Source organism: Streptomyces sp. NBC_00385, from assembly GCF_035917155.1.
GTDB lineage: Bacteria > Actinomycetota > Actinomycetes > Streptomycetales > Streptomycetaceae > Streptomyces > Streptomyces poriferorum.
In genome coordinates this window covers 4,095,044-4,116,479 of sequence record NZ_CP107951.1, presented here as the reverse complement: position 1 = coordinate 4,116,479, position 21,436 = coordinate 4,095,044, and the positions used below count along the sequence as shown (strand labels likewise).

The window sequence follows — 21,436 nt, the reverse complement described above, 5'->3', positions numbered from 1 at the left end:
TTTCAGCCGTCGAGCCGGTCCGTTTTCAGCCGTCGAGGCGGTCCGCGCGCCCGTACAGATAGCGGGCCTCCGGGATGCTCAGGGTCCCGGAGGCGGCCGCACGGTACGCGGCGCGGGCGCCCTCCGTGTCTCCCGCCCGTTCCAGCAGGTGCGCGCGGACGGCGTCCAGCCGGTGGTGGCCCGCCAGCCGGTCCGCGAGGGCGTCGGCCTCCGCCAGCCCGGCCCGGGGCCCGTGGACCATGGCGACGGCGACGGCGACGGCCCGGCTCAGCCCGGCCATCGGCTCGGGGGCGATCCGTACGAGGACGTCGTACAGCGCCAGGATCTGCGGCCAGTCGGTGTCCTCGGCGTGGGCCGCCTCGTCGTGCAGTGCCGCGATGGCCGCCTGCACCTGATAGGGCCCGGCGGGCCCCTCGCCCAGCGCCTCCTCGACCAGGGCGAGGCCCTCGGCGACGGCCGCCCGGTCCCAGCGGGTGCGGTCCTGCTCGTCGAGCGGGATCAGCTCGCCGTGCGGTCCGGTGCGCGCGGCGCTGCGGGCGTCGGTCAGCAGCATCAGCGCCAGGAGCCCGGTCACCGCCCCGTCCCGGGGCAGCAGCCGGCGTACCGAACGTGTCAGCCGGATCGCCTCCCTGGCCAGGCCGGCGCGGTGCAGGGAACGCCCCGAGGTCGCCGTGTAGCCCTCGTTGAAGATCAGGTAGAGCACCTGGAGCACGGCCGCGAGCCGCTGGTCCCGGTCGGCGGGCCCCGGCTGGACGAAGGCGACGCCCCGGACCTTCCGCTTGGCCCGGCTGATCCTCTGGGCCATCGTCGCCTCCGGCACCAGATGCGCGCGGGCGATCTCGGCGGTGGTCAGCCCGCCGACGGCCCGCAGCGTCAGGGCGATCTGCGCGGCCGGGGCCAGGTCCGGATGGCAGCACAGGAAGAGCAGGGTGAGGGTGTCGTCCTCGGACGGCGCCCGGCTGCCGCCCGGTACGGACGCGTCGGGCGCCGGCGCGGTGAAGGCGTCACGCGGCGTGAGCGCGGCCGCCTCCTCCTCCCGGGCCCGCCGGGCGGCGTCGCTGCGCAGCCGGTCCACGAGCCGCCGTGAGGCCACCCTGATCAGCCAGCCGCGCGGATTGGCCGGCACCCCCTCCTCCGGCCACTGCCGGGCGGCGGCGATCAGGGCCTCCTGCACCGCGTCCTCGGCCGGATCGAAGTGCCCGTACCGGCGCACCAGCGCGCCGAGGACCTGCGGGGCGTGCCGCCGCAGCAGGTCCTCGACCTCGGTCGTCGTCCGTCTCACACATCGCCTCCGCCGTCGGCGATGGGCCGGATGACCACCGGACGGACGGGCGCACCGGCGGGCGCCGGGCACTGTGTGACACGCGCGGCGATCTCGGTGACCCGCTCCAGGCTCTCGCATTCGAGCACCCAGTACCCGGCGAGCAGTTCCTTCGTCTCCCCGTACGGTCCGTCGGTGATCACCGGACGCCCGTCCTCGCCCGCGGTGACGCTCCGGGCCTTCGCCGGTTCGCCCAGGCCCTGGGCGTCGATGAGCTCGCCCGTCTCGGCGAGATCGTTGTTGACCGCGCCCATGAACCCGAACATCGCCTGCACGTCCTTCTCGCTCCAGGCCGGATTGCCGGCGGACGCGTTCCCGCGCATCGCCTCGTAATCGGCCTGCGAGCCCTGCACCATCACCAGGTACTTCATGATTCCGCTCCCTCTCTGTCCATTCCCCCGCCGCCCCTCGTGGGCGACTCTCACAGGGGACGTCGGAGCGGAGCGGTCGTTCTCGACACCGCGCCGGAGAGTTTCCCGGAAGTACCGAGAATTCCCGGAACGGCCCAGGGACGGAGGGGCATGGTGGGCGGGGGCCCGCGGCCGTTCGGGAGACCGCCGCGGCCCACTCGTTCGTACCTGTGGGACCGCCCGTCAAGGGCGTTGCGTCAGCCGTGCGACATCCGTGCGATGTCCGAGTCGAAGGAGCCGCAGTGAGTGCGCGCATATTGGTCGCCGAGGATGACGAGAAGCAGGCGCGGCTGATCCGGATCTATCTGGAACAGGCGGGGGACGAGGTGCAGATCGTCTCGGACGGCCGTTCGGCGATCGACCGGGCCAGGTCGTCGAGGCCGGACCTTCTCGTGCTCGACGTGATGATGCCGAACGTCGACGGTCTCGACGTCTGCCGCATCCTGCGCGCCGAGTCGCAGGTCCCGATCCTGCTGCTCACCGCGCGCAGCACCGAGGAGGACCTGCTGCTCGGCCTGGACCTCGGCGCCGACGACTACCTGACCAAGCCCTACAGCCCGCGAGAGCTGACGGCCCGCGTGCGGGCACTGCTGCGGAGGTCGAAGGCGGCGGCCCCGGCCGTGCCCACCGTGCTGAGCGCGGGGGAGCTGGAGGTGGACACGACGCGCTTCGAGGTACGGGCCGCCGGGCGGCCGGTGGCGCTGACCGGCAAGGAGTTCGCGATCCTGACGCTGCTGATGGGGGAGCCGGAGCGGGTGTTCACGAGGGCGCAGATCATCGACCGGGTCTTCGGGTTCGACCGGAACGTCCTTCCGCGCACGGTCGACGCCCATGTCATGAATCTGCGGCGCAAGCTGGAGAAGGGCCACGAGGGTACGCACTACGTGGAGACCGTCTACGGACGCGGCTACCGTCTGGAGCAGGGCACGCAGGGCACGCAGGGCACGCAGGGCGCCGGGACCGTGCGATGAGTTTCCGGCTGCGGGTGCTCGGGCTGATCATGCTGGTGGCGATGGCCGCCACCGCGGCGACCGCCTGGCTCACGCTCCGCCAGGCCAACAGCCAGGTGGAGGAATCCGCCCGGGCCGGCCGCCAGGAGGTGTCCCGGATTCTCGAAGGGCTGACCGCGTACGGGTACGCGCACGGCACCTGGGAGGGCGTGGCCCCCACCGTGCGTTCCCTGTCGGCGGCCACGGGGCAGCGCATCCGGGTCGTCACGGAGACGGACGTCCTGGTCGCCGACTCCGACGTGCTCGCCGGCCACCGCCCCCGGGAGGTGAGCGGGCAGCCGCCGGTGCTGGCCGATGCCCGCCCCCAGCTCCGGCTGCCCGCGGCCAAGTTGGCGCGCGCCTCCGTCAAACGCACGGTGAGTGCGATGGCGGAGTACCGGACGGCGGTGGCCCATGCGGCCTGTCTGACGAGGGCCGGGGCCGCGGTGACGGCACGGCCCGACAGCATCGGTCTTCCCCGCTTCGGAACGGACCGGCGTCCGGAGCAGTGCAGGGAACCCACGGAGGCCGGCCCCGATCCGTACGCCACGCAGGACAGTTTCGCCGCCGTGAAGTGCGAGAGCGATCCGCGTCTCTCCGCCTGTCTGCAACGGGTCTTCAACGAGCGCACCGCCTCCGTGGCACCCCCGCGCCTCCAGATCAGCCTCGGGGCGCGTGACGAGTCACCGGCGGGCCTGGCCGCGGCGCCCACCGTGGCCGTGGCGGGCGGGGTCGCCCTCGCGGCGATCATCGCGGCCCTGATCCTGAGCCGGGCCGTACTGCGCCCGGTCCGTGCGCTGACCGCGGCCGCGCGCGGCCTGGGCGGCGGCGATCTCGAACACCGCGTCCCCGTGTCCGGCCGCGACGAGATCGCCGAACTCGGTCGGGCCTTCAACCGGATGGCGGACTTCCTCCAGGGTGCGGAGGAGCGCCAGCGACGGATGACCGGCGACATCGCCCATGAACTGCGCACCCCGCTGGCCAATCTCCGCGGCTATCTGGAGGCACTCCAGGACGGGTTCGTCGAGCCCACGCCCGAGCTGCTCGACTCCCTGCACGAGGAGGCGATGCTGCAGCAGCGGATCGTCGACGACCTCCAGGATCTGGCCCTGGCCGAGGCCGGGGTGCTGACCTACCACCGGGCGGTCGCCGACCTGCGGGACGTCCTCGACGCCTCGCGTACCGCGCACCGGGCGGCGGCCGAACGGGCGGGTGTCACCCTGGAGCTGACGGCGCCCCGGCCCGTGCGTGCGGAGGTCGACGCGGACCGGCTGCGTCAGGTCGTCGGCAATCTCGTCGGCAACGCGTTGCGCGCCACGGCGCCGGGCGGCACCGTGGCCCTGGAACTGCGGCAGGAGGAGCGCGCGGCGGTGATCCGGGTGCGGGACACCGGCAGGGGTATACCGGCGGAGCACCTGCCCCACCTCTTCGACCGCTTCTGGCGCGCCGATCCGGCCCGGGGCCGGGCCACCGGGGGCAGCGGCCTCGGGCTCGCGATCGCACGGCAGATCGTCACCGACCACGGGGGCACGATCGCGGTGGAGAGCACGGTGGGATCCGGCACCACGTTCGTCGTCTCCCTCGCGGCCGCCGCCGGCTGACCGGGGAGGCCTCAGACCGCCCGCCGCCGGCTGACCGGGGAGGCCTCAGACCGCCCGCCGCCGGCTGACCGGGGTGGGGTCAGGGCGCGGCCGCTCAGGTGCCGGCCAGCGCCTGTGTCGGGGCGAGCCGCCCGGCGCGTACCGCCGGATAGAGCCCGGCGACCGCGCCGATCACCAGGGTGACGGTGATCCCGGCCGCCGCCGCCCACATCGGCACCGCGGTCGGCCAGTGCCGCACATACGCGTACCCGGCGGTGATCGCCGTACCCAGGACCGTCCCGCCGAGCCCGCCGAGCGCCGACAGGAGCAGGGACTCGGAGACGAACTGCCCGCGGATCTGCCCGCTGGTGGCGCCCAGGGCACGGCGCAGACCGATCTCCGGCCGGCGTTCGAGGACCGAGATGACCATGGTGTTGCCGACGCCGACCCCGCCGACGAGCAGGGCGACGCCCCCGAGCCCGAGCAGCAGACCGGTCAGCGCGGATTCGGTGGCCTCACGGGCGGCCAGCGCGTCCGAGGGCCGGGAGACGAGCACAGCGCCCGGCTTCTGCGGATTCGCCGTGGCGGCGAGCACGCCGCGTACGGCACCGACCCGGTCGTCGCGGGCGCGCACGTACACGGTCGACGGGTGTCCGTCGAAGTGCAGATAGGTACGTGCCGCCTGCAGGCCGACCAGCGCGGAGCCGTCGATCTCCGGTGCGAGGGGGGCCGGCCGCAGCACTCCGACGAGCGAGAACCAGGTGCCGCCCAGCCACAGCCGGGTGCCCGGTGTGTACGCGTCGAGCCGGCGGGCGGCCTGAGCGCCGAGCACGACGGCCGGATACTCCTGGGTCGCCTCGTCCAGCCAGCGGCCGGTCCCCACCGTCGCCCCGATCGCGGTCGGCAGCTCCGGATCGGCGGCCGCCACCCGGATGCTGCCCGTGCGGCCGACGGGTATCCGGTCGTTGCGGTAGACCGCCGCCGCCTTGATCTCACCGGTCGCGGCCACCTCCCGCACCGGCCCGATCCGCCGGATCATCGCCGCCGCCTCCCGGGGCAGCCTCGTCGTCTCTCCGTCGGGCGACTGCCCGGGGGCGACCCGCAGCATGTTGGTGCCGAGCCGGTCGAGCTTCCGGTCGACCTCCGCACGACCGGAAGTGGAGATGCCGACGACGGCGACCATCGCGGCCACTCCGATGGCGATGCCGAGGGCGGACAGGAACACGCGCACCGGGCGTGTGCGCAGACCGGTGCCGCCCAGCCGCACGAAGTCCGCCGGGCTCAGCCGGGCGGGCCGCAGCCCGGACGCGCGGCTCATCCGTGAACCCCCTGCCCGGCCGTCGTGCCGGCACGGTCGCCGACGATCCGGCCGTCCCGCATCTCCACCTTCCGGTCGAACACCTCGGCCATCTCGCGGTCATGAGTGATCACCACCACCGTGGTGCCTGCGGTGTGCAGTTCGCGCAGAAGCGCCAGGACCGCGGCGCCGGAGGCGGAGTCGAGATTGCCGGTGGGCTCGTCGGCGAGGAGCAGGGCCGGTCCACCGATCACGGCACGGGCCACCGCGGCCCGCTGCCGCTCGCCGCCCGAGAGCTGGTGGGGCAGATGACCGAGACGATGGCTGAGTCCGACGCGGGTCAGCGCCCGCGCGGCCCGGCGCCGCCGCTCCCGCAGCGGCTCCCCGGCGTACAGCAGCCCGTCGGCGACGATGTCGAGCACCGGCATCCCGATGGCCAGATGGAACTGCTGGAAGACGAATCCGATGCGCTGCGCGCGCAGGGCGGACACCTCGCGATCGGACAGGTCGGCGACGTCGTGGCCGTCGATGACCACGCGTCCGGCGGACGGCCGGTCGAGCGTGCCCATCAGATGCAGCATGGTCGACTTTCCCGATCCGGACGGGCCGACGATGCAGACGAGTTCGCCGTACCGGACGGTGAGATCGGCGCCGTCGACGGCCGTCACCCGCCCCGGATAGTGCTTGGACACCGCGGCGAACTCGATGACGGCGCGGGGGACTTCCCGGTCCGGGCTCATTCGGGCACCCGCACCTTCATGCCTTCGCGCACCCGGGGGCCGCTCACTTCGACCTTGCCGCCCGCGAACAGCCCGGTTTTGACCGGGACGAAGTCAAGGGACGCGCCGTCGCCGGTACCGCCGTCGCCCTCTCCGGAGATCTCCAGCCCGTATCCGCCTTCCGCGAGTGCCACCAGGGCGGCGACCGGGACGGCCAGTACGTTCCTGCGCTGCTTGACGGCATAGCGCACGGTGACCGGTCCGCTCTGCAGCCTGCCCAGCGACGCCTGGTCCCCGAAGACGATCACCACCGCCACGGTGGCGGCCGGGTCCCCTCCTCCGTCGCCCCCGCCCGCCGTGCCACCGTCCTTTCCTGCGTCCGACTCCGGTGCGGCGGCGTCCTTGCTCACGCTCGCCACGGTTCCCGGTACGGCTCGCCCGTCGGGCAGCTCCACGCTCACCGTGGTGCCGCGCTGTGCCCAACGTGTCTCGGTGGCCTGCGCGTTGACGGTCACCATGCGGGAGGTCCCGGTGTAGGTGACCGGAGTTCCCGTCGCCTCGGCCCCCACCCGGGCAGAGGTGCCGGCGATACGGACCGCTCCGGGCGCGTACACGACGGAGCCGGCGTCGACCGTGCCGGTCTGCGGAAGCCCGAGATCCTTCTGCCAGCGCTCGACCGCCGCGGCCGTCAGCTCGGTGTAGGAGTCGTCGACGGTGAAACCCGAGTAGCCGAGAGCGCTGAGGTTGCTCTCGAACTGCTTGACGTCCATTCCGCGCAGGGAAACCGGCCGCCGGCGCGCATCGGATGCCGGCTGTCCGGAGTCCGGGCCGCCGGACGAACTGCCGCCTCCATCCGCAGCGGGGCCGGACTCCGTACCGGAGGAGGCGCCGTCACCGGAATCCGCTCCGGCTCCGGCTCCGGACTCGGACTCGGACTCGGACTCGGACTCGGCGGCTCCGGACCCGCTCCCGCCGCCCGCGCCGTCCGCCGTCTGCCGCAGACCGAGATCGCGGTACATGGGCAGGCTCCCGTACAGCAGCACCACCGGCCGGTCGTCGATCCGCAGCACCTGCTCCCCGCGCCGCGCGGTGGTGCCGGAGGCGGGGAGCCACGTGATCGTTCCCCGGGCCTTCACCGGGAAGGGCACCTCCGGACCGTGGCCGAGCTGTCCGTCGGTCTCCGTCCGGTCGGTCAGGGTCTCGCGTGACACCTGAACCAGCCGGCCGCCTCTGCCCGGGGCCTCGGCATCGTCCGAACCGCCTCCGCCGAGCCCGAGGGCGCCCACCGTGCTGACCGCGGCGACGAGGAGAACCCCTGCCGTGATCAGGAGCGGCCCGCGCCGGCGCCGCCCCGGCTCCTTCATGTCGTCCATGCGCCTGGCCCCGTCAGCCCTGGGGTGCGGGCGCGTCGTCCGGAACACCGATGATGGAAGCGCAGGTCCGTGCGGCGCGCTTCGCTCCGGCCGACGTCGGGTCCCAGGCGACGTCCTGGAAGTGCCCCGACGCGTCGGTGTCGGGGAAGTCGGGCGCCCCGTGCTCCTGCATGCAGGTGGCGTACCGCTGTTTCGTGCGCATCTCGTCCTTGGACAGTTCGGGCTGCTGCGCCTTCTCGACACTGTCCGGTACGGCCACGCTGAGGCCGGCGCACCTCTCCTGAGCCCGCAGGGCCTTCGGGTCGCGCTTCCACTTCGTCCGGTCGCCGAGATCGACCATGCCCCGGGCGTCCGGGTCGGGGGCGTCGAGTCCCGCCCAGCGCAGACACGAGACCCATCTGCGCTGGGCGTCGACGTACTCGGACAGCTCACTGGAGGCACCCGGGGACGCGGTGGCGGAGCCCTTCGAGGTCGCTGCCGAAGCCACCTCGCCACCGCTGCCGCCGTCACCACCGCAGCCCGTCGTCAGGGCCAGCGCTGTCAACGACACCGCGCCCATCAGCCACCGCCGGCCCTCGGACCTCCGCCGTGCTCGCATCCCCAGGTGCTCCTCACCGCCGTCGCCGGCCACCCACTGCGTCCGGCGGGACGAACGTAGAAGCGCACCCATGAAGGACCTGTGAAGAAGCAATCAAGAAGTGTCCCGGAGCCGGAGCACCTCGTTCAGCCCCGCTGCAGCGCGGCGAGGCCCTTCTGCATGTCCTCGGTGTTCATGACCGGCTGGATCTCGATCTCCGCGCCCAGGCCCTCGAAGAGGGGCTCGGCGATGGACGGCAGGAGCGAACTGTCCTGCATGTCGAAGACGAACGTGCAGCACCGCTTTCCCTCGCTGGGCCCGAAGTAGGCCGCCTCCGGCTTGAGCCGCTCCGCGAGCGACTTCATGATCTTCGGCAGACTGCCGTTCTTGACCGCCTCGTTCGCGAGCTGGGTGTCCAGCTGTGCTCGCAGCATGACCCTCATGGTGTGGCTCCTTCCGTCCCCCGGGGCCGGCGCGGATCCGTCCGCGCGCTCAGGACCCCGGCGACGTCCCGCTCAGCGTCACCGCGGGCGATCGGGGCAGCCAACATCTCGTGCACCATCCGGAGACCCGGCTGACTCATAAAGGTCGCCCCACACGCCATCGGCGCCCTCCGACTGACGTGCTACGGGTGAATATGCGCGCAACGCGGTGCGCCGTGGGCTGGGCACCGGCACTCTGCTGAGTGCGGAGCAGCCGGGGGGATGCGCAGGCCAGGGGCGCGCCGCCGCCGCTCTCCGCAACCGGAGTCACGGTCCCGGCGAAGCCCGGCGGACGCGAGTCGAGGGGGGCGCTTCAGTGACGTTCGGTGCAGCGGGACCATGCGGTCACACGCACGCGACGGGCGAGCCGGCCGACAGAGGCGGCGCGCAGCCGGAGGCCCTCACCGTCGGCACTCAGCCGGGGGTCCCCGCCGTGCGGACGGTTCCGGTGCAGCCCGGCCGCCCGCCCGGTGAGCAGGGGCGGCGGCCGGTGCCTCGCCATGTGGCCTGCGTGATGGACGGGAACGGCCGGTGGGCCCAGCAGCGCGCCCTGCCGCGTACGTCCGGGCACAGCGCCGCGGAGGCGACGGTGATCGATGTCATCGAGGCGGCGCGGTCGGCGGGGGTCGAATGGCTCAGCCTGTACGCCTTCTCCACCGAGAACTGGCGGCGCCCGGACGAGGAGATCGACTTCCTCATGCGTCTGGTACGCCGGGTGGTGCGCAAACACGCGCTGCTGCTGCACGCACGCGGCATCCGGTGCCGGCTCCTGGGGGCCGAGGACCCGAGAATTCCGGCTCCTCTGGCCCGGGACTTCGCCGACCTGATGACGCTCACCGAGGCCAATCGGGGCATGACCTTGACCGTGGCGTTCGACCACGGAGGGCGTCAGGACATCGTCGCCGCGGCACGCTCCCTCATCCGCGCCGGCGTGCCCGCCGATGCCGTCGACCAGGCGTGCTTCGCCGCGCATCTGCCGGTCCCCGACACGCCTGACGTGGACCTCGTGATCCGTACGTCCGGCGAACAGCGCATCTCCAACTTCATGCTCTGGCAGGTGGCCTACGCCGAGTGGATCTTTCCGCCGGTGCTCTGGCCCGACTTCCGTGCTCCGCACCTTCTGGAGTGCCTGCACGAATACCGGCGCCGCGACCGCCGCTTCGGCGGAGTGGCTCCGCAAGCGAAGGGATGACCTCAAAGGTGAAGGACACGGACAGCAGCCACTGCGCGGCGGCCGGGCCCGGCACCGGGATCCCGTACGAAGACCCCGGCGGGGAGACCACCGCATCACCGGCCGAATCCCTGTTCGGGCCCGGCTCGCAGTTCCACCGCTTCTTCAACGATCCCCGTTGGGCACTGGCCGTCGTCAGAGCCACCGTGCTGGAAGCCGCCCATCCGCAGATCGGCGCGGCGCTGGCGGACAACTCCTCCTTCGTGGTGCACCCGTGGCGACGGCTGAGCAACACCCTCGTGAGCCTGCAGCGCATGTTCGGAGCCGACGAACACGTCAGGCAGAGGGAGGCGGCACGGCTCAACCGCCTCCACGCACGGCTGAGCGGCACGGACGCCAGGAACCAGCCCTACGACGCGATGGACCCCGAGGTGCGGGCGTGGGTGGTCGCGACGCTCTTCGAGAGCTCGGTCACCATGTGCCGGCTGAGCGGACAGCCGCTGGACCAGGAGACCATGGAGGGGCTCTACGCCGAATTCCGGGCCTTCCTCGCCGCCTTGGGGGACCGGGCGGGCCATCTGCCGCCCACCCTGCCCGAGTTCTGGCAGTACTACGACCGCATGGTCGCGGAGGAACTGCAGAACACGGAGGCGCTGCGCATCATCCTCTACAAGCTCTTCGAGCACCTGCCGGCGCCCCCGCTGTTCGCAGGGATGCCCACGGTCTGGGCGACCGGCCGTGCGCTCGCGGGGCCGGTCATCGGCACCGTCACCGTGGCCTCCCTCCCCGAGGTCTTCCGCCGCAGGGCGGGCCTGCCGGAGGTCCCCGGTGCCCAGACGCTGATGCAGGGCGCCTATATGGCCGCTCGTCTGGCCCGCGCCCTGCCCGACAACTGGGTTCAGGCGGAGAACGTCGTCAGTCTGCTCAACCTGTCGCCGGACGGCGACGGCCCCTGGGCCGAGACCCTCACCACCCTGCGCGCCCGGACGAAACGGGCCGGCGCACTGTTCCGGCTGATCACGCCGGTACCGGCCCCACAGGGTGCTACGGGCGGCCCGGACGGCGCCGGGAGCCGGCGGGACGCCCGCGCGTTCTTCGCCGAGGTACTGGACCAGACCGGGGACGGCTCCCTGGACTGGCCCGATCTTGCCGCCATGGCCCGGGAACTCTGCTCCCGTCTCGACCTGGACGAGCCGGAGGAGACCCGCCTGTACGACGCCTTCGCCGCGTGGTGGAGGGAACTCCAGACAGCCCTGGACAGCGACGGCGACGGACGGGTGAGCGAGGACGAGTACGTGGCCGCAGTCCCGTCCCTGGCAGGACCGGCGCTGATCAGGGTCGCCGAGACCCTCTTCGACGCCGCCGACGCGGATGGTGATCAGTCCATCGACGCGGAGGAGTACCGGGCCCTGTTCAGGAGAGGCTTCGGACGAACCGTCCTGGACGCCGAGGGATGCTACTCCCGGAGCGCTTTCGTCCGGGACTTCCTGTCCTTCATGTCAGGCCGTCAGCGTTCGACCCCTTACGACCCGCTGCTCTCGGACGCGTAGCACCTCGGACCGCCCGGCCGCCCTCGCCCGCATGTGACCCAGCGAAGCCGGGGACGAGGGACCCGGGCGCCGGGCCTTCTTCGTGCAGGGCGCCTCGCTTCCGAGGAACCCGGAGGCCGCAGCTGGGAGGACGCCGAGGCGTACGGCTTCGTGTCAGCCGGTGGTGGGGACTGGTTCTCCCGGACGCTGCGCTCCCTGCCTGTAGGGGCACGGGTTTTCACTCACCAAGGGCACTATGCGCTCGGACGTCCCGAGCTCTGCGTAGCGTTTGCGCCAGGCAGGAATCGGATCGCTCTGCAGCGCCTCCCATTCGTCAGCGATACAACTTCGCAGCTACCGGGACCTCAACACCGATGGACCGCGAGCCAGGGAGCGATGCATGATGAAGATCATGAAATTCCTAGATCTTCATACATAGCCGTAAACCGGAGTTTGGGTGCTGAGGCCAAATGTGGCAAATCCCGCTCTCGCGCGGCCCACGCCGCGGTAATCCCCTTCTCGAGGGCGATTTTGCAGTCATCGAGGCTCATTTTAGGAATACCCCACTCATCTGCCAGTCGCCGCTGGCGCGAGAAGAAGGATTTTGCAGTTCTGCTGAGGTCGAGAAGGTGTCCCAGTGTCTCTGCGGCTCGAACGCCCGTGGCGAACTCATCCCGCGGTACCTTCTGGTGCATCGTTGCCATGGTTCCACCCACGGCTGCAAGGGCGGTTTCAATGTGACGCGATCCAGGGGAGTCGCTCTCGTGCAAATCCGATAGAGAGATCGATGAGAGCCATATGGAAATGGCCGGGTTCCCGAGGACGCCTTCGGTGGTCGCCCATTCTCGGTAAAATACTCTCTCTTTATTTGAGAGATTCCTGTCCTGCATTGAAGGGAGCATCTTGGATGTTTTCTCCGAGATGAACGCCGCTTCATCGGCCTGCCCCGTCTTGCGAAGAATGTGCGCGAGGTTGTGGATGTAGCCGAGGGAGTTCTTCTCCTCGTCTACGGCCGCTCTTGCTGCGGCAATGGCAACATCCGGCCGTGATTTCTCGAAGAAGCGGCATAGGTTCGTATATTTTTCGTAATCGCGAATAAAGTGATGCCGTCCGACGCGGAAGGCGGACTGCACCAACCTGCTGTATGTCTCTGCAAGATTTGCATTAACCTGTTCCGCGACAGTGATGCATGCTTCGGCGATCAGCCTGTGCCGGGTTAGTACGCCGCCCCCTGCAACAGTGACTGCCGCCTCATCACGGAGAGGGCTCACGATTTCGCTCATGATGCGGGAAGTCGGTACGCCAAGTGCTTCTGCGAGAACGTTTGGCGGGAGTTGCAGACGTGCCAAATGCGCAGCCGCGATGTAAAGGAAGGCGCTGGACAAGGTAGAGCCTGAAGGGGTTCTCTGGGCGGCAAGGGATCTCATCAGATCCCTCACGCGATCCGTGAAGTAGTCGCCATAGCGAACACGAATCATTCCGCCGAGGAGGGCTCCGTCTTCTACGGCTGCCTCTTCGCGAATTGCCTTGAGGAGTTCCGACACCCGTGCATCGTTGTGATCCCACTCGGCAAGGCGGCCAAGCCCCTTTTCGCCATGTCGGCTCCAGGTGGCGACTACCAACTTGGCGTCAGCCTCGTCCAGCCCTGTGAGGTAGGTCTTCCGGTACCCGATGTGCGTCGCCCACGGATACGCATCGCCGCGGACATGGGCCCAATCGATCGTGCGAGCAACTGCGACATAGGAAATATCGGGGCGAGTGACTTTGTTGACGACCTCGAACAGGTCGCGGGCGATTTCTTCTGCGTCGTCGCTAAATAGGATGTAATGTCTACCCGCAGGTAGAGATTGCACAAGCTGCGTGTCGAGGCCTGCTCCTGGATTTCTCCACAGAACGTAGGAATCGGGTGCAGATCTGGCTATTTCTGCCGCGCACTGCATGGCGGCCGTTGTCTTTCCTTCGCCGCTTGCACCGTGGATGAGCCGCAGTCGCCCTACCGGTGATTTCGGCGAGTAGTTCATAAGTTCTGTGGCCAGAGCTTTGGATACGCCTCGCTGCGGAAGGCCTCCATTGACGATGTCGCTCCATGTGGGCGGACGTCCGTCGAAATATGCCAGAATATCCTGTCCGGAATAATCGGAAGGGGTCGGCTGCAGAAAATCGCCATCTAAGCGGAGCCAGCCTTGTTTCAGAATGGACGTCACCTCCCATGTGCTGTGTGCCGTAGTGGCTGCGGCCTGTACCGTTACGCTAGCCGAAGGCTTGCGGTGTTCCTTTGCTTTCCCCGGGAATCGGACCAGGACACCGTGCAGTTGACTTGTGCGGCACTTGCGAGACTGGCGTAAATCTTGAAGCGAACTTCGCTTCGTGGCGCGAGAACACCGAGATCGGGGCTGTCGCCTGTGCGTTCGGTAGCGATCTCCCACGGGTCGCCATTTGAAGAATCCGTATCGACCTCGATACGGACATCCCGGGCCGGCCCATCGCCCGTGTTGTTGAGGACGAGGTACCAATTTCGCTGACCTGAGCGATCGACCGAGTCGACGTGCGGCCACACCTCCGCAGTCGGGCCTCCTCCTGTTTGGGTATTCTGCAATTGGAAGTCGTTTCTGGCCTCCTCGCGAGAGACAGCCGCAACCAGAATTGTTTCCACGTGGCGGGCCAGGTCGGCATCATTGGCATAGTCGAGAATCAGGGCCGATGATTCGATCCCCGCGATATATTCACTCAGGCGCGTCGCTTGAGCCAGATCGATTGTGCTGGCATCTACGGGGCGGCGACATCTGAGGACAGCCACGTACTTTCCACTCTCATTGAGCCGGGAGATCTCCTCTGCAGTACCCGATTCGTGGAGCTTCGTAGCAGTCCCCAGGCGATTGGCGAAGATCGCGATGCATGCATCGCACTTATCGACGAGCTGTCGGTTCAGGATTTTCTGAGGTGGCTGGCCGAACTCTGCTGCCGCGTGAGTTCCCCAGGAGATCGGCATGATGATTGACCCGAATTGCTCACCGTATACGCCGTTCCAGCGGTTGATCGACTGCTGGATGATCGGCAAGTCCGTGCGCGGCACGTCACCGGGCGAGGAGATGAGCAGGCGTCTTACCGAGGCGCTGAAGGCCATGCAAGCTCCTGGTGGCAGTGGTTCCCAAGCCGTGAGCCTACCGAAGAGACCGTCGCGGGGCAGAGGATGTGCACCGAACGACCGCCGGGGCGGCCACACTTGGAGACCGCGTCAAGGGACGATCAGGAAACGTCCTCGCCTCCACCGACGGCGTGAACGTCTCCCGCCGCCTGCCTGCCGGACCCTCGGCCGGACGCCGAGAGTCTCCTGACGATCACGGCGATGGGGTGTCGCGAGAACGGCGCCGCTGATCCCCTCGGGAGACCGGTGATCTGCTCACCGGATCCGCCGGCCTCGGCCGTTCAGCGGACCCGTAGGGCGGAACCGCAGCCACGGAACACAAAGGGCTCCACCGCAAGCGGTGGAGCCTTTCAACGTATTGCCGCGGATGATGGCCGACCAGAGCGGTCGGGCCCTGGTCGAGGTGGTGAGGGCCACCAGAAGAGGCTGCTGGAGGACCCCGGGGTGCGTGAGGCGCGGCTACATGACGCCCGTCACGCCGCTGCCACCGTCCTCATGCTGCTCGGCATCCCGGACCGCGTGATCGACCAGATCATGGGCTGGGAGGCAGGCACGTCCTCCGGGGTGCGCGCGCTACCTGCACGTGCCGGACGCCATGAGGGAGGTGGCACAGAAGCTCGCGGATGCCATCCGGGGCCCCGCACCGAGTGCGCCTGTGGACAAAGACGCAGGACAACGAGAGCTGAGACAACGCCGAAGGGCCCCACCGCGAACGGTGGGGCCCTTCAACGTATTGCCCGGTGAGAGCAATGGCGGAGGATACGAGATTCGAACTCGTGAGGGGTTGCCCCCAACACGCTTTCCAAGCGTGCGCCCTAGGCCACTAGGCGAATCCTCCGCGGCAAACAATACAAGACGTTGAGGAGTGCTCGCGAACCCGTTCCGCCCCGGACCCCTCCGGTCCGCTCCGGAGGGGTCTCCGGAGGCGGGGGAGGTGGACTTGCGGGGGTGGGGATCGGCTAAGGTGGGCGTCAGCCCCTCACGTGGCGCTATCTGACTGAACTCCCCCAGGGCCGGAAGGCAGCAAGGGTAAGTTGGCTCTGGCGGGTGCGTGGGGGGCCCTTGCGTTGTCCGGGCCCGTTCGCGGCAAGGACTTCCGGTCGTGGCAAGGGCCGGGGGTGTTCGGAATCTCCGGGGTGACGTTTCCCGCAGCCGGCGGAGTGCCCGGTCCGGGGCCGGTTGTCAGTCCGCCCCGATAACCTCGTATGTGTGTCGTCCCTTGCGCTGTACCGCCGCTACCGCCCCGAGTCGTTCGCCGAGGTCATCGGTCAGGAGCATGTCACTGACCCACTGCAGCAGGCCCTGCGGAACAACCGGGTCAATCACGCGTACCTGTTCAGTGGTCCGCGAGGCTGTGGCAAGACGACCAGCGCGCGCATCCTCGCGCGCTGTCTGAACTGTGAGCAGGGGCCCACGCCCACGCCCTGCGGGGAGTGCCAGTCCTGCCAGGACCTCGCGCGCAACGGGCCGGGATCGATCGATGTGATCGAGATCGACGCCGCCTCGCACGGTGGTGTGGACGATGCCCGTGATCTGCGGGAGAAGGCGTTCTTCGGGCCCGCTTCGAGTCGTTACAAGATCTACATCATCGACGAGGCGCACATGGTCACGTCGGCGGGGTTCAACGCCCTGCTGAAGGTGGTCGAGGAGCCGCCGGAGCACCTCAAGTTCATCTTCGCGACCACCGAGCCCGAGAAGGTCATCGGCACCATCCGGTCGCGTACCCATCACTACCCGTTCCGGCTCGTGCCGCCCGGGACGCTGCGCGAGTACCTCGCCGAGGTATGCGGCAAGGAGAACAGCTACGTCGAGGACGGGGTGCTGCCGCTCGTCGTGCGGGCCGGTGCCGGATCCGTGCGTGACTCCATGTCGGTCATGGACCAGCTGCTGGCCGGTGCCGCCGACGACGGTGTGACGTACGCCATGGCGACGTCCCTGCTCGGTTATACGGACGGCTCCCTCCTCGACTCGATCGTGGACGCCTTCGCGGCCGGCGACGGCGCCGCCGCCTTCGAGGTCGTGGACCGGGTGATCGAGGGCGGCAACGACCCGCGCCGGTTCGTCGCCGACCTTCTGGAGCGCTTGCGCGACCTGGTGATCCTGGCCGCCGTGCCGGACGCCGGGGAGAAGGGCCTCATCGACGCACCGGCCGACGTCGTCGAGCGGATGCAGGCCCAGGCGTCCGTCTTCGGCGCCGCCGAGCTCAGCCGCGCCGCCGACCTGGTCAACGAGGGACTCACGGAGATGCGGGGCGCGACCTCGCCGCGGCTTCAGGTCGAGCTGATCTGCGCCCGGGTGCTGCTGCCCGCGGCCTTCGACGACGAGCGTTCCCTCCAGGCCAGGCTCGACCGGCTGGAGCGGGGCGCGTCCTTCGCCACCACCGGACCGGGGCCCTCGATGGGGTACGTCCCCGGGCCCGAGGCGCTGGCCCACGCCCCGGTCGCACCGCAGGCCCACGCCCCCGCCGCGCCCCAGGCCGCCCCCGTGCCGCCCGCCTTCTCGCAGCCGGACGCCGGATCGGGGCCCGCGGCCGCGCGTGCGGCGGCGCGTGGGGACGCGCCCCCGGCCGCTCCCGTGCCGCCTGCTCCTGTTCCCGCTCCCGTGCAGCCGCCGCCCGCCGAGGCGCCCGTGGCCGGACAGCGCCCCGGCGCCTGGCCCGCCGCCACCGCGCCCGAGCAGGGCCGGCGGCCCGGAGGCTGGCCCACCGCCTCCACCCCGGGCCAGGCCCCCGCACCCCAGGCCGCCGCCCCCGCGCCGGCTCCTGCCACGTCTGCCGCCGCCCCGGCGCCCGTCGCCGCCGAGCCCGCTGCGGGTTCGACGCAGGGCGCCGCGCAGGTGCGCAACATGTGGCCCGACATCCTGGAGGCGGTCAAGGGCCGCCGCCGGTTCACCTGGATCCTGCTCAGCCAGAACGCCCAGGTCACCGGCTTCGACGGCAGCACGCTCCAGATCGGCTTCCTCAACGCCGGCGCCCGCGACAACTTCGCGAGCAGCGGCAGCGAGGAGGTGCTGAAGCAGGCTCTGGCCGAGCGGTTCAACGCGCAGTGGAAGATCGAGGCGATCGTCGACCCGTCGGGCGGCGCCGGACAGCCCCCGCAGGTAGGCGGCGGCCGCCCCTCCGTGTCCGCGTCACCGGCACCGCAGCGCCCTGCGGCCCCCGCCCCGCAGCAGTACGAGCCCCGGCCCGCGCCGGAGCGGCAGCAGCCCGGCGGCGGATCCGCCCCGGAACCCGCACCCCCGTCGTACACCGCTCCCGAACCGCCCCGGTCGGTCGCCCCCGAGGACGACACCCCCGAGGCCGACGACCCCGACCTCGTCGATTCGGCGCTGTCCGGCCATGACCTGATCGTCCGCGAACTGGGCGCCACGGTCGTCGAGGAGTTCACCAACGAGTAGGGCGCGCGGCGGGGACCTTCCGTGAGCGGCCCCCGCCCTGCCCGTCCGGGCCCCCGCTGTCCACGGAGCGGCGTCCGTCAAGGGGGCGGCGCCCCGGCGGCTAGGCTGCACCCCGTGAAGGTCCTCGTCATCGGCGGCGGCGCCCGCGAACACGCCCTGTGCCGCTCTCTCTCCCTCGACCCCGACGTCACCGCTCTGTACTGCGCTCCCGGCAACGCCGGCATCGCAGAGGTGGCCGAACTGCACCCGGTCGACGCCCTCGACGGCGCTGCCGTCGCGCGCCTCGCCACCGAACTGGGCGCCGAGCTGGTGGTCGTCGGCCCGGAGGCACCGCTTGTCGCCGGGGTCGCCGACGCCGTGCGCGCCGCCGGTGTCCCCTGCTTCGGCCCGTCCGGGAAGGCCGCCCAGCTCGAGGGTTCCAAGGCCTTCGCCAAGGACGTGATGGCCGGAGCGGGCGTCCCGACAGCCCGCAGCTATGTCTGCACCACGCCCGCGGAGATCGACACCGCCCTCGACGCGTTCGGTGCCCCGTACGTCGTCAAGGACGACGGCCTCGCCGCAGGCAAGGGCGTCGTCGTCACCAACGACATCGAGGCGGCCCGCGCCCACGCGCTGGCCTGTGACCGCGTGGTCATCGAGGAGTTCCTCGACGGCCCCGAGGTGAGCCTCTTCGCCATCACCGACGGCACCACCGTGCTGCCGCTCCAGCCCGCCCAGGACTTCAAGCGGGCCCTCGACAACGACGAGGGCCCGAACACCGGCGGCATGGGCGCGTACTCCCCGCTGCCGTGGGCCGACCCGAAGCTGGTCGACGAGGTCATGGAGTCGGTCCTCCAGCCGACTGTCGACGAGCTCCGCCGCCGCGGTACGCCCTTCTCCGGGCTGCTGTACGCGGGCCTCGCGATCACCTCGCGCGGCGTACGGGTCATCGAGTTCAACGCGCGCTTCGGCGACCCGGAGACCCAGGTGGTCCTGGCCCGTCTCAAGACCCCGCTGGCCGGTGTCCTGCTCGGCTCCGCCAGCGGAACCCTGGACGAGCTGCCCCCGCTGAAGTGGCGCGACGAGGCCGCGGTCACCGTGGTCATCGCCTCCCACAACTACCCGGACACCCCGCGGACGGGCGATCCGATCGAAGGACTCGACGAGGTCGCGGCACAGGACGCGCCGCACGCGTACGTCCTGCACGCCGGGACCCGGCAGGACGGCGACAAGGTCGTCAGCGCGGGTGGCCGCGTGCTCTCCGTGACCGCGACGGCCAAGGACCTCGCGGGGGCCCGTGAGCGTGCCTACGCGGCGGCTGCCCGTATCCGGCTCGATGGCTCCCAGCTCCGCACCGACATCGCCAAGAAGGCCGCGGAGGCCTGACCCGTACCTGCCCGGAGAGGGCCGCGGAGGCCTGTCCCGCAACGGTCGGAGAGGGCCGCGGAGGCCTGACCCGTACCGTCCCGACCCACCACTGACGCGCCGCTGCCCTATGGACAGCGGCGCGTCAGCACCTTTGCCCAAAGCCATTCCATCGAGTGACGGCTGAGCCATCCGGATGACGCCCGCCGAAGGCCCAACTAGGGTGCGGCGCAAGCGTTCCGGCACTTGGCCCACCGGCATTGCGATGTCAGTGACGGGTGCCACAGTGGGGGAGTGAGCAACACCGCCGTGGGGGCAGAGGGGGTGACGTCCGGCCGTGTCCGGTACCGGTACAGGTGAGGAGCTGGGTGCGCAGGCAGCGCGTGCCCGGGCTCTCGTGCTGCTGCGCATCCGCAGCAGGGCAACGGCAGTGGCGCTGCTGCCGGCCGCGTTCGCCGTCATGCTGTTCGCCGCGGGCGCGCAGGGCTTCGCCGAGGGCGGCGGCTGGGACGCGGTGCGCTGGGCCGTGACGGCCTGCGCCGTCGTCGTCCTGCTCGTCGCCGCGGCTGTCGCGATCGCGGTCGTACGGGCGAAGCCGGCGGTCAGCCCGACCGTCCCGCTCAGCGAGGAGGCCGCTCCGGATCTCTACCGGCTGGTGCGCGACCTGGCGGAGCGCCTCGGCGTGCCCGCGCCCTCGGCCATAGCGCTCACGCCCGACTGCGACAGCTGGCTGGAGGACCGCACCCACCCGGCTGCGGACCGCGCGGCCCGCGAGGCCGCGAACCGGGACCGGAGCGGGCCGGCGGACGGTTCGGGCCGTCGACCGGGGCGCCGTCGCCGGGTCCAGGCGGCACCCGTGCTGGTGATCGGCTCCCCGTTCCTCTGGTGGATGCGGGTCGCCGAGCTGCGGGCGGTGCTCGCGCCCGTCGTGGCCGGCACCGGCCCCTCCGCCCACCCCGACATAGCCGCGGCCCGGCGCTTCGTACGCGGGCTGGACGGAGCGGTCGCCGATGCGGCGGCACCCGTCCAGGGGTCGCTGCGCAAGGTACTGCGGCTGCCCGGCCGTTTCGTCGGCCGGATCGCCCGGCTGCTGCTGCGCAGTTGCCGTGGCCATGCCGCCGAGATGGAGCGGGGCGTCGCCGCCGCCGCGTCGACACGGGCACAGGCCGTGGACTACGGGCTGCGGGTCGTTGCCCAGGAACAGGTCGGTCTCGCCTACGCGGGCTGGGACCGGCTGCTCACCCGTGTCGCGCTTCCCGCCTGGCGGATGGGGCGCTGGCCGTCCCGGCTGGACGCGGGCGTCGTCTCCGCTCTCACCGAGCTCTCCCGCCGTGACCGGCTGGCCGAGGGGTTCACCACCCGGCTCGGCGAGCGTCCCGCCTGCGACCTCCTGGAAGAGCCGGGAGCGGCCGACGAGGCGGCGTCCCTGCTGGCCGCGAGGCTCTTCCACGGCGGCCCCGCGGAGACCGGGCCCGACTGGGCCCCGGTGGACTGGCAGCAGTATCCGGAAGAGGTCGTCGACCGGAAGTGGCGCACCGAGGCGGCGCGGCTGCACCGGGTCCTGGACGGCATGGGCGTACCCCCCGCTTCCGGCACCGGTTCCGACACCGCGTGCGCAGGGGTGCCCACACTGGCGCGCGTCGTCGAGCACCTCGCCGCGGGCCAGGACGGCGGCGAGGAGCTCGCGGCCGGTATCAGCGCGGCCGTGGCCCGGGACGAGGCACAGGCCCCTCAGCCGGTCAGCGGCGGCGCAGGGGACGCGGGCGGCGATGTGCTGGACCTGTGGGGGCCCGATCCGCTCCCGCTCTTCCCGCTCCAGCCGCCCCGTACCGGTACCGAACTGCTGGCGGACCATGTCGCGGCGATGGTCTGCTGCGCCGCGGTCGACACGGCGGGCGCGGCGCCCGGGCTGGACTGGCTCGACGGACCCGCACTCCTGGTGGACGGTGAACGTCCGGCCGACCTCGGCAGCCCGGTCCTCAGCCTGGTCGAGGACGGGGACGCGGGGCCGCTGCGGTCCTGGCTCGCCTCGGTCGGCGTACGTACCGACAAGCCCGTGCGTCTCGTCTGAAACACGCGAAGGCGGACGGCTGTTCAGGCCGC

At 70.9% G+C, this 21,436-nt stretch carries 16 protein-coding genes, 1 tRNA gene and 1 other RNA gene; 8 read left to right on the top strand and 10 right to left on the bottom strand.

Going from position 1 to position 21,436, the window contains the following annotated elements:
* Nucleotides 1-25: 25 nt before the first annotated feature.
* Both OG959_RS18235 and OG959_RS18230 read right to left on the bottom strand, forming a co-directional pair.
* Nucleotides 26-1,282 (bottom strand): RNA polymerase sigma factor, encoded by a 1,257-nt coding sequence (locus tag OG959_RS18235; RefSeq protein ID WP_326659748.1) that lies wholly within the window; start codon nucleotides 1,280-1,282, stop codon nucleotides 26-28.
* Nucleotides 1,279-1,692 carry a YciI family protein gene (locus OG959_RS18230; protein WP_326659745.1) on the bottom strand — a complete coding sequence of 138 codons (414 nt, stop codon included), beginning with the start codon at nucleotides 1,690-1,692 and terminating at the stop codon, nucleotides 1,279-1,281. The genes OG959_RS18235 and OG959_RS18230 overlap by 4 nt, the downstream gene beginning before the upstream one ends.
* A 281-nt stretch (nucleotides 1,693-1,973) precedes the next feature.
* Here OG959_RS18230 and OG959_RS18225 point away from each other — a divergent pair, with 281 nt between their 5' ends.
* Together OG959_RS18225 and OG959_RS18220 are read left to right on the top strand one after the other, a co-directional pair.
* Nucleotides 1,974-2,702: a response regulator transcription factor gene (locus tag OG959_RS18225; RefSeq protein ID WP_326659743.1), complete on the top strand. Its 729-nt coding sequence runs from the start codon at nucleotides 1,974-1,976 to the stop codon at nucleotides 2,700-2,702.
* Nucleotides 2,699-4,321: a sensor histidine kinase gene (locus tag OG959_RS18220; protein ID WP_326659741.1), complete on the top strand. Its 1,623-nt coding sequence runs from the start codon at nucleotides 2,699-2,701 to the stop codon at nucleotides 4,319-4,321. The genes OG959_RS18225 and OG959_RS18220 overlap by 4 nt, the downstream gene beginning before the upstream one ends.
* Before the next feature lie 94 nt (nucleotides 4,322-4,415).
* Here OG959_RS18220 and OG959_RS18215 read toward each other — a convergent pair whose 3' ends face one another.
* The 5 genes from OG959_RS18215 to OG959_RS18195 all read right to left on the bottom strand — a co-directional run bounded on the left by OG959_RS18215 (nucleotide 4,416) and on the right by OG959_RS18195 (nucleotide 8,709).
* The gene (locus OG959_RS18215) at nucleotides 4,416-5,618 is read right to left on the bottom strand and encodes an ABC transporter permease (protein ID WP_326659739.1); all 1,203 of its coding nucleotides are present in this window, start codon (nucleotides 5,616-5,618) and stop codon (nucleotides 4,416-4,418) included.
* Nucleotides 5,615-6,337 (bottom strand): ABC transporter ATP-binding protein, encoded by a 723-nt coding sequence (locus OG959_RS18210; RefSeq protein WP_326659737.1) that lies wholly within the window; start codon nucleotides 6,335-6,337, stop codon nucleotides 5,615-5,617. The genes OG959_RS18215 and OG959_RS18210 overlap by 4 nt, the downstream gene beginning before the upstream one ends.
* Entirely contained in the window at nucleotides 6,334-7,689 is a 1,356-nt protein-coding gene (locus tag OG959_RS18205; RefSeq protein ID WP_326659735.1) for a peptidoglycan-binding domain-containing protein, read from the bottom strand. The genes OG959_RS18210 and OG959_RS18205 overlap by 4 nt, the downstream gene beginning before the upstream one ends.
* A 13-nt stretch (nucleotides 7,690-7,702) precedes the next feature.
* A complete protein-coding gene (locus OG959_RS18200) occupies nucleotides 7,703-8,287 on the bottom strand; it encodes a hypothetical protein (protein WP_326659733.1) in 585 nt (194 codons plus the stop codon).
* Nucleotides 8,288-8,412: 125 nt separating this feature from the next.
* The gene (locus OG959_RS18195; protein WP_326659731.1) at nucleotides 8,413-8,709 is read right to left on the bottom strand and encodes a DUF3303 family protein; all 297 of its coding nucleotides are present in this window, start codon (nucleotides 8,707-8,709) and stop codon (nucleotides 8,413-8,415) included.
* 553 nt (nucleotides 8,710-9,262) lie between these two features.
* Here OG959_RS18195 and uppS point away from each other — a divergent pair.
* Nucleotides 9,263-9,940: a polyprenyl diphosphate synthase gene (gene uppS, locus OG959_RS18190; protein ID WP_442805750.1), complete on the top strand. Its 678-nt coding sequence runs from the start codon at nucleotides 9,263-9,265 to the stop codon at nucleotides 9,938-9,940.
* 8 nt (nucleotides 9,941-9,948) lie between these two features.
* A complete protein-coding gene (locus OG959_RS18185; RefSeq protein ID WP_442805592.1) occupies nucleotides 9,949-11,469 on the top strand; it encodes an oxygenase MpaB family protein in 1,521 nt (506 codons plus the stop codon).
* A 389-nt stretch (nucleotides 11,470-11,858) separates the two neighbouring features.
* On the opposite strand, the gene OG959_RS18180 is transcribed toward OG959_RS18185, so the two are convergent.
* The 3 genes from OG959_RS18180 to OG959_RS18165 form a co-directional block, all read right to left on the bottom strand.
* Entirely contained in the window at nucleotides 11,859-13,652 is a 1,794-nt protein-coding gene (locus OG959_RS18180; protein WP_326659728.1) for an ATP-binding protein, read from the bottom strand.
* A 41-nt stretch (nucleotides 13,653-13,693) separates the two neighbouring features.
* Nucleotides 13,694-14,572 (bottom strand): hypothetical protein, encoded by an 879-nt coding sequence (locus tag OG959_RS18175; protein ID WP_326659727.1) that lies wholly within the window; start codon nucleotides 14,570-14,572, stop codon nucleotides 13,694-13,696.
* 771 nt (nucleotides 14,573-15,343) lie between these two features.
* Nucleotides 15,344-15,431: transfer RNA gene (locus OG959_RS18165), tRNA-Ser, on the bottom strand.
* Nucleotides 15,432-15,564: 133 nt separating this feature from the next.
* Between OG959_RS18165 and ffs the strand changes: the two genes are divergently transcribed.
* The 4 genes from ffs (at nucleotide 15,565) to OG959_RS18145 (ending at nucleotide 21,404) form a co-directional block, all read left to right on the top strand.
* An RNA gene (ffs, locus tag OG959_RS18160) (signal recognition particle sRNA small type) lies at nucleotides 15,565-15,659 on the top strand.
* Between the two features lie 143 nt (nucleotides 15,660-15,802).
* Nucleotides 15,803-17,989 carry a DNA polymerase III subunit gamma and tau gene (locus tag OG959_RS18155; protein WP_326659726.1) on the top strand — a complete coding sequence of 729 codons (2,187 nt, stop codon included), beginning with the start codon at nucleotides 15,803-15,805 and terminating at the stop codon, nucleotides 17,987-17,989.
* Nucleotides 17,990-18,103: 114 nt separating this feature from the next.
* On the top strand, nucleotides 18,104-19,354 hold the full coding sequence (purD, locus tag OG959_RS18150; RefSeq protein ID WP_326659724.1) for a phosphoribosylamine--glycine ligase: 1,251 nt from the start codon (nucleotides 18,104-18,106) through the stop codon (nucleotides 19,352-19,354).
* Between the two features lie 316 nt (nucleotides 19,355-19,670).
* Nucleotides 19,671-21,404 carry a hypothetical protein gene (locus OG959_RS18145; RefSeq protein WP_326659722.1) on the top strand — a complete coding sequence of 578 codons (1,734 nt, stop codon included), beginning with the start codon at nucleotides 19,671-19,673 and terminating at the stop codon, nucleotides 21,402-21,404.
* Nucleotides 21,405-21,436: the final 32 nt, after the last annotated feature.

Bases quoted from the DNA above. Each gene is read 5' to 3' on its own strand.
- OG959_RS18230 (WP_326659745.1), bottom strand. From the start codon at position 1,692: ATGAAGTACCTGGTGATGGTGCAGGGCTCGCAGGCCGATTACGAGGCG.
- OG959_RS18220 (WP_326659741.1), top strand. From the start codon at position 2,699: ATGAGTTTCCGGCTGCGGGTGCTCGGGCTGATCATGCTGGTGGCGATG.
- OG959_RS18215 (WP_326659739.1), bottom strand. From the start codon at position 5,618: ATGAGCCGCGCGTCCGGGCTGCGGCCCGCCCGGCTGAGCCCGGCGGAC.
- OG959_RS18210 (WP_326659737.1), bottom strand. From the start codon at position 6,337: ATGAGCCCGGACCGGGAAGTCCCCCGCGCCGTCATCGAGTTCGCCGCG.
- OG959_RS18205 (WP_326659735.1), bottom strand. From the start codon at position 7,689: ATGGACGACATGAAGGAGCCGGGGCGGCGCCGGCGCGGGCCGCTCCTG.
- OG959_RS18200 (WP_326659733.1), bottom strand. From the start codon at position 8,287: ATGCGAGCACGGCGGAGGTCCGAGGGCCGGCGGTGGCTGATGGGCGCG.
- OG959_RS18195 (WP_326659731.1), bottom strand. From the start codon at position 8,709: ATGAGGGTCATGCTGCGAGCACAGCTGGACACCCAGCTCGCGAACGAG.
- uppS (WP_442805750.1), top strand. From the start codon at position 9,263: ATGGACGGGAACGGCCGGTGGGCCCAGCAGCGCGCCCTGCCGCGTACG.
- OG959_RS18175 (WP_326659727.1), bottom strand. From the start codon at position 14,572: ATGGCCTTCAGCGCCTCGGTAAGACGCCTGCTCATCTCCTCGCCCGGT.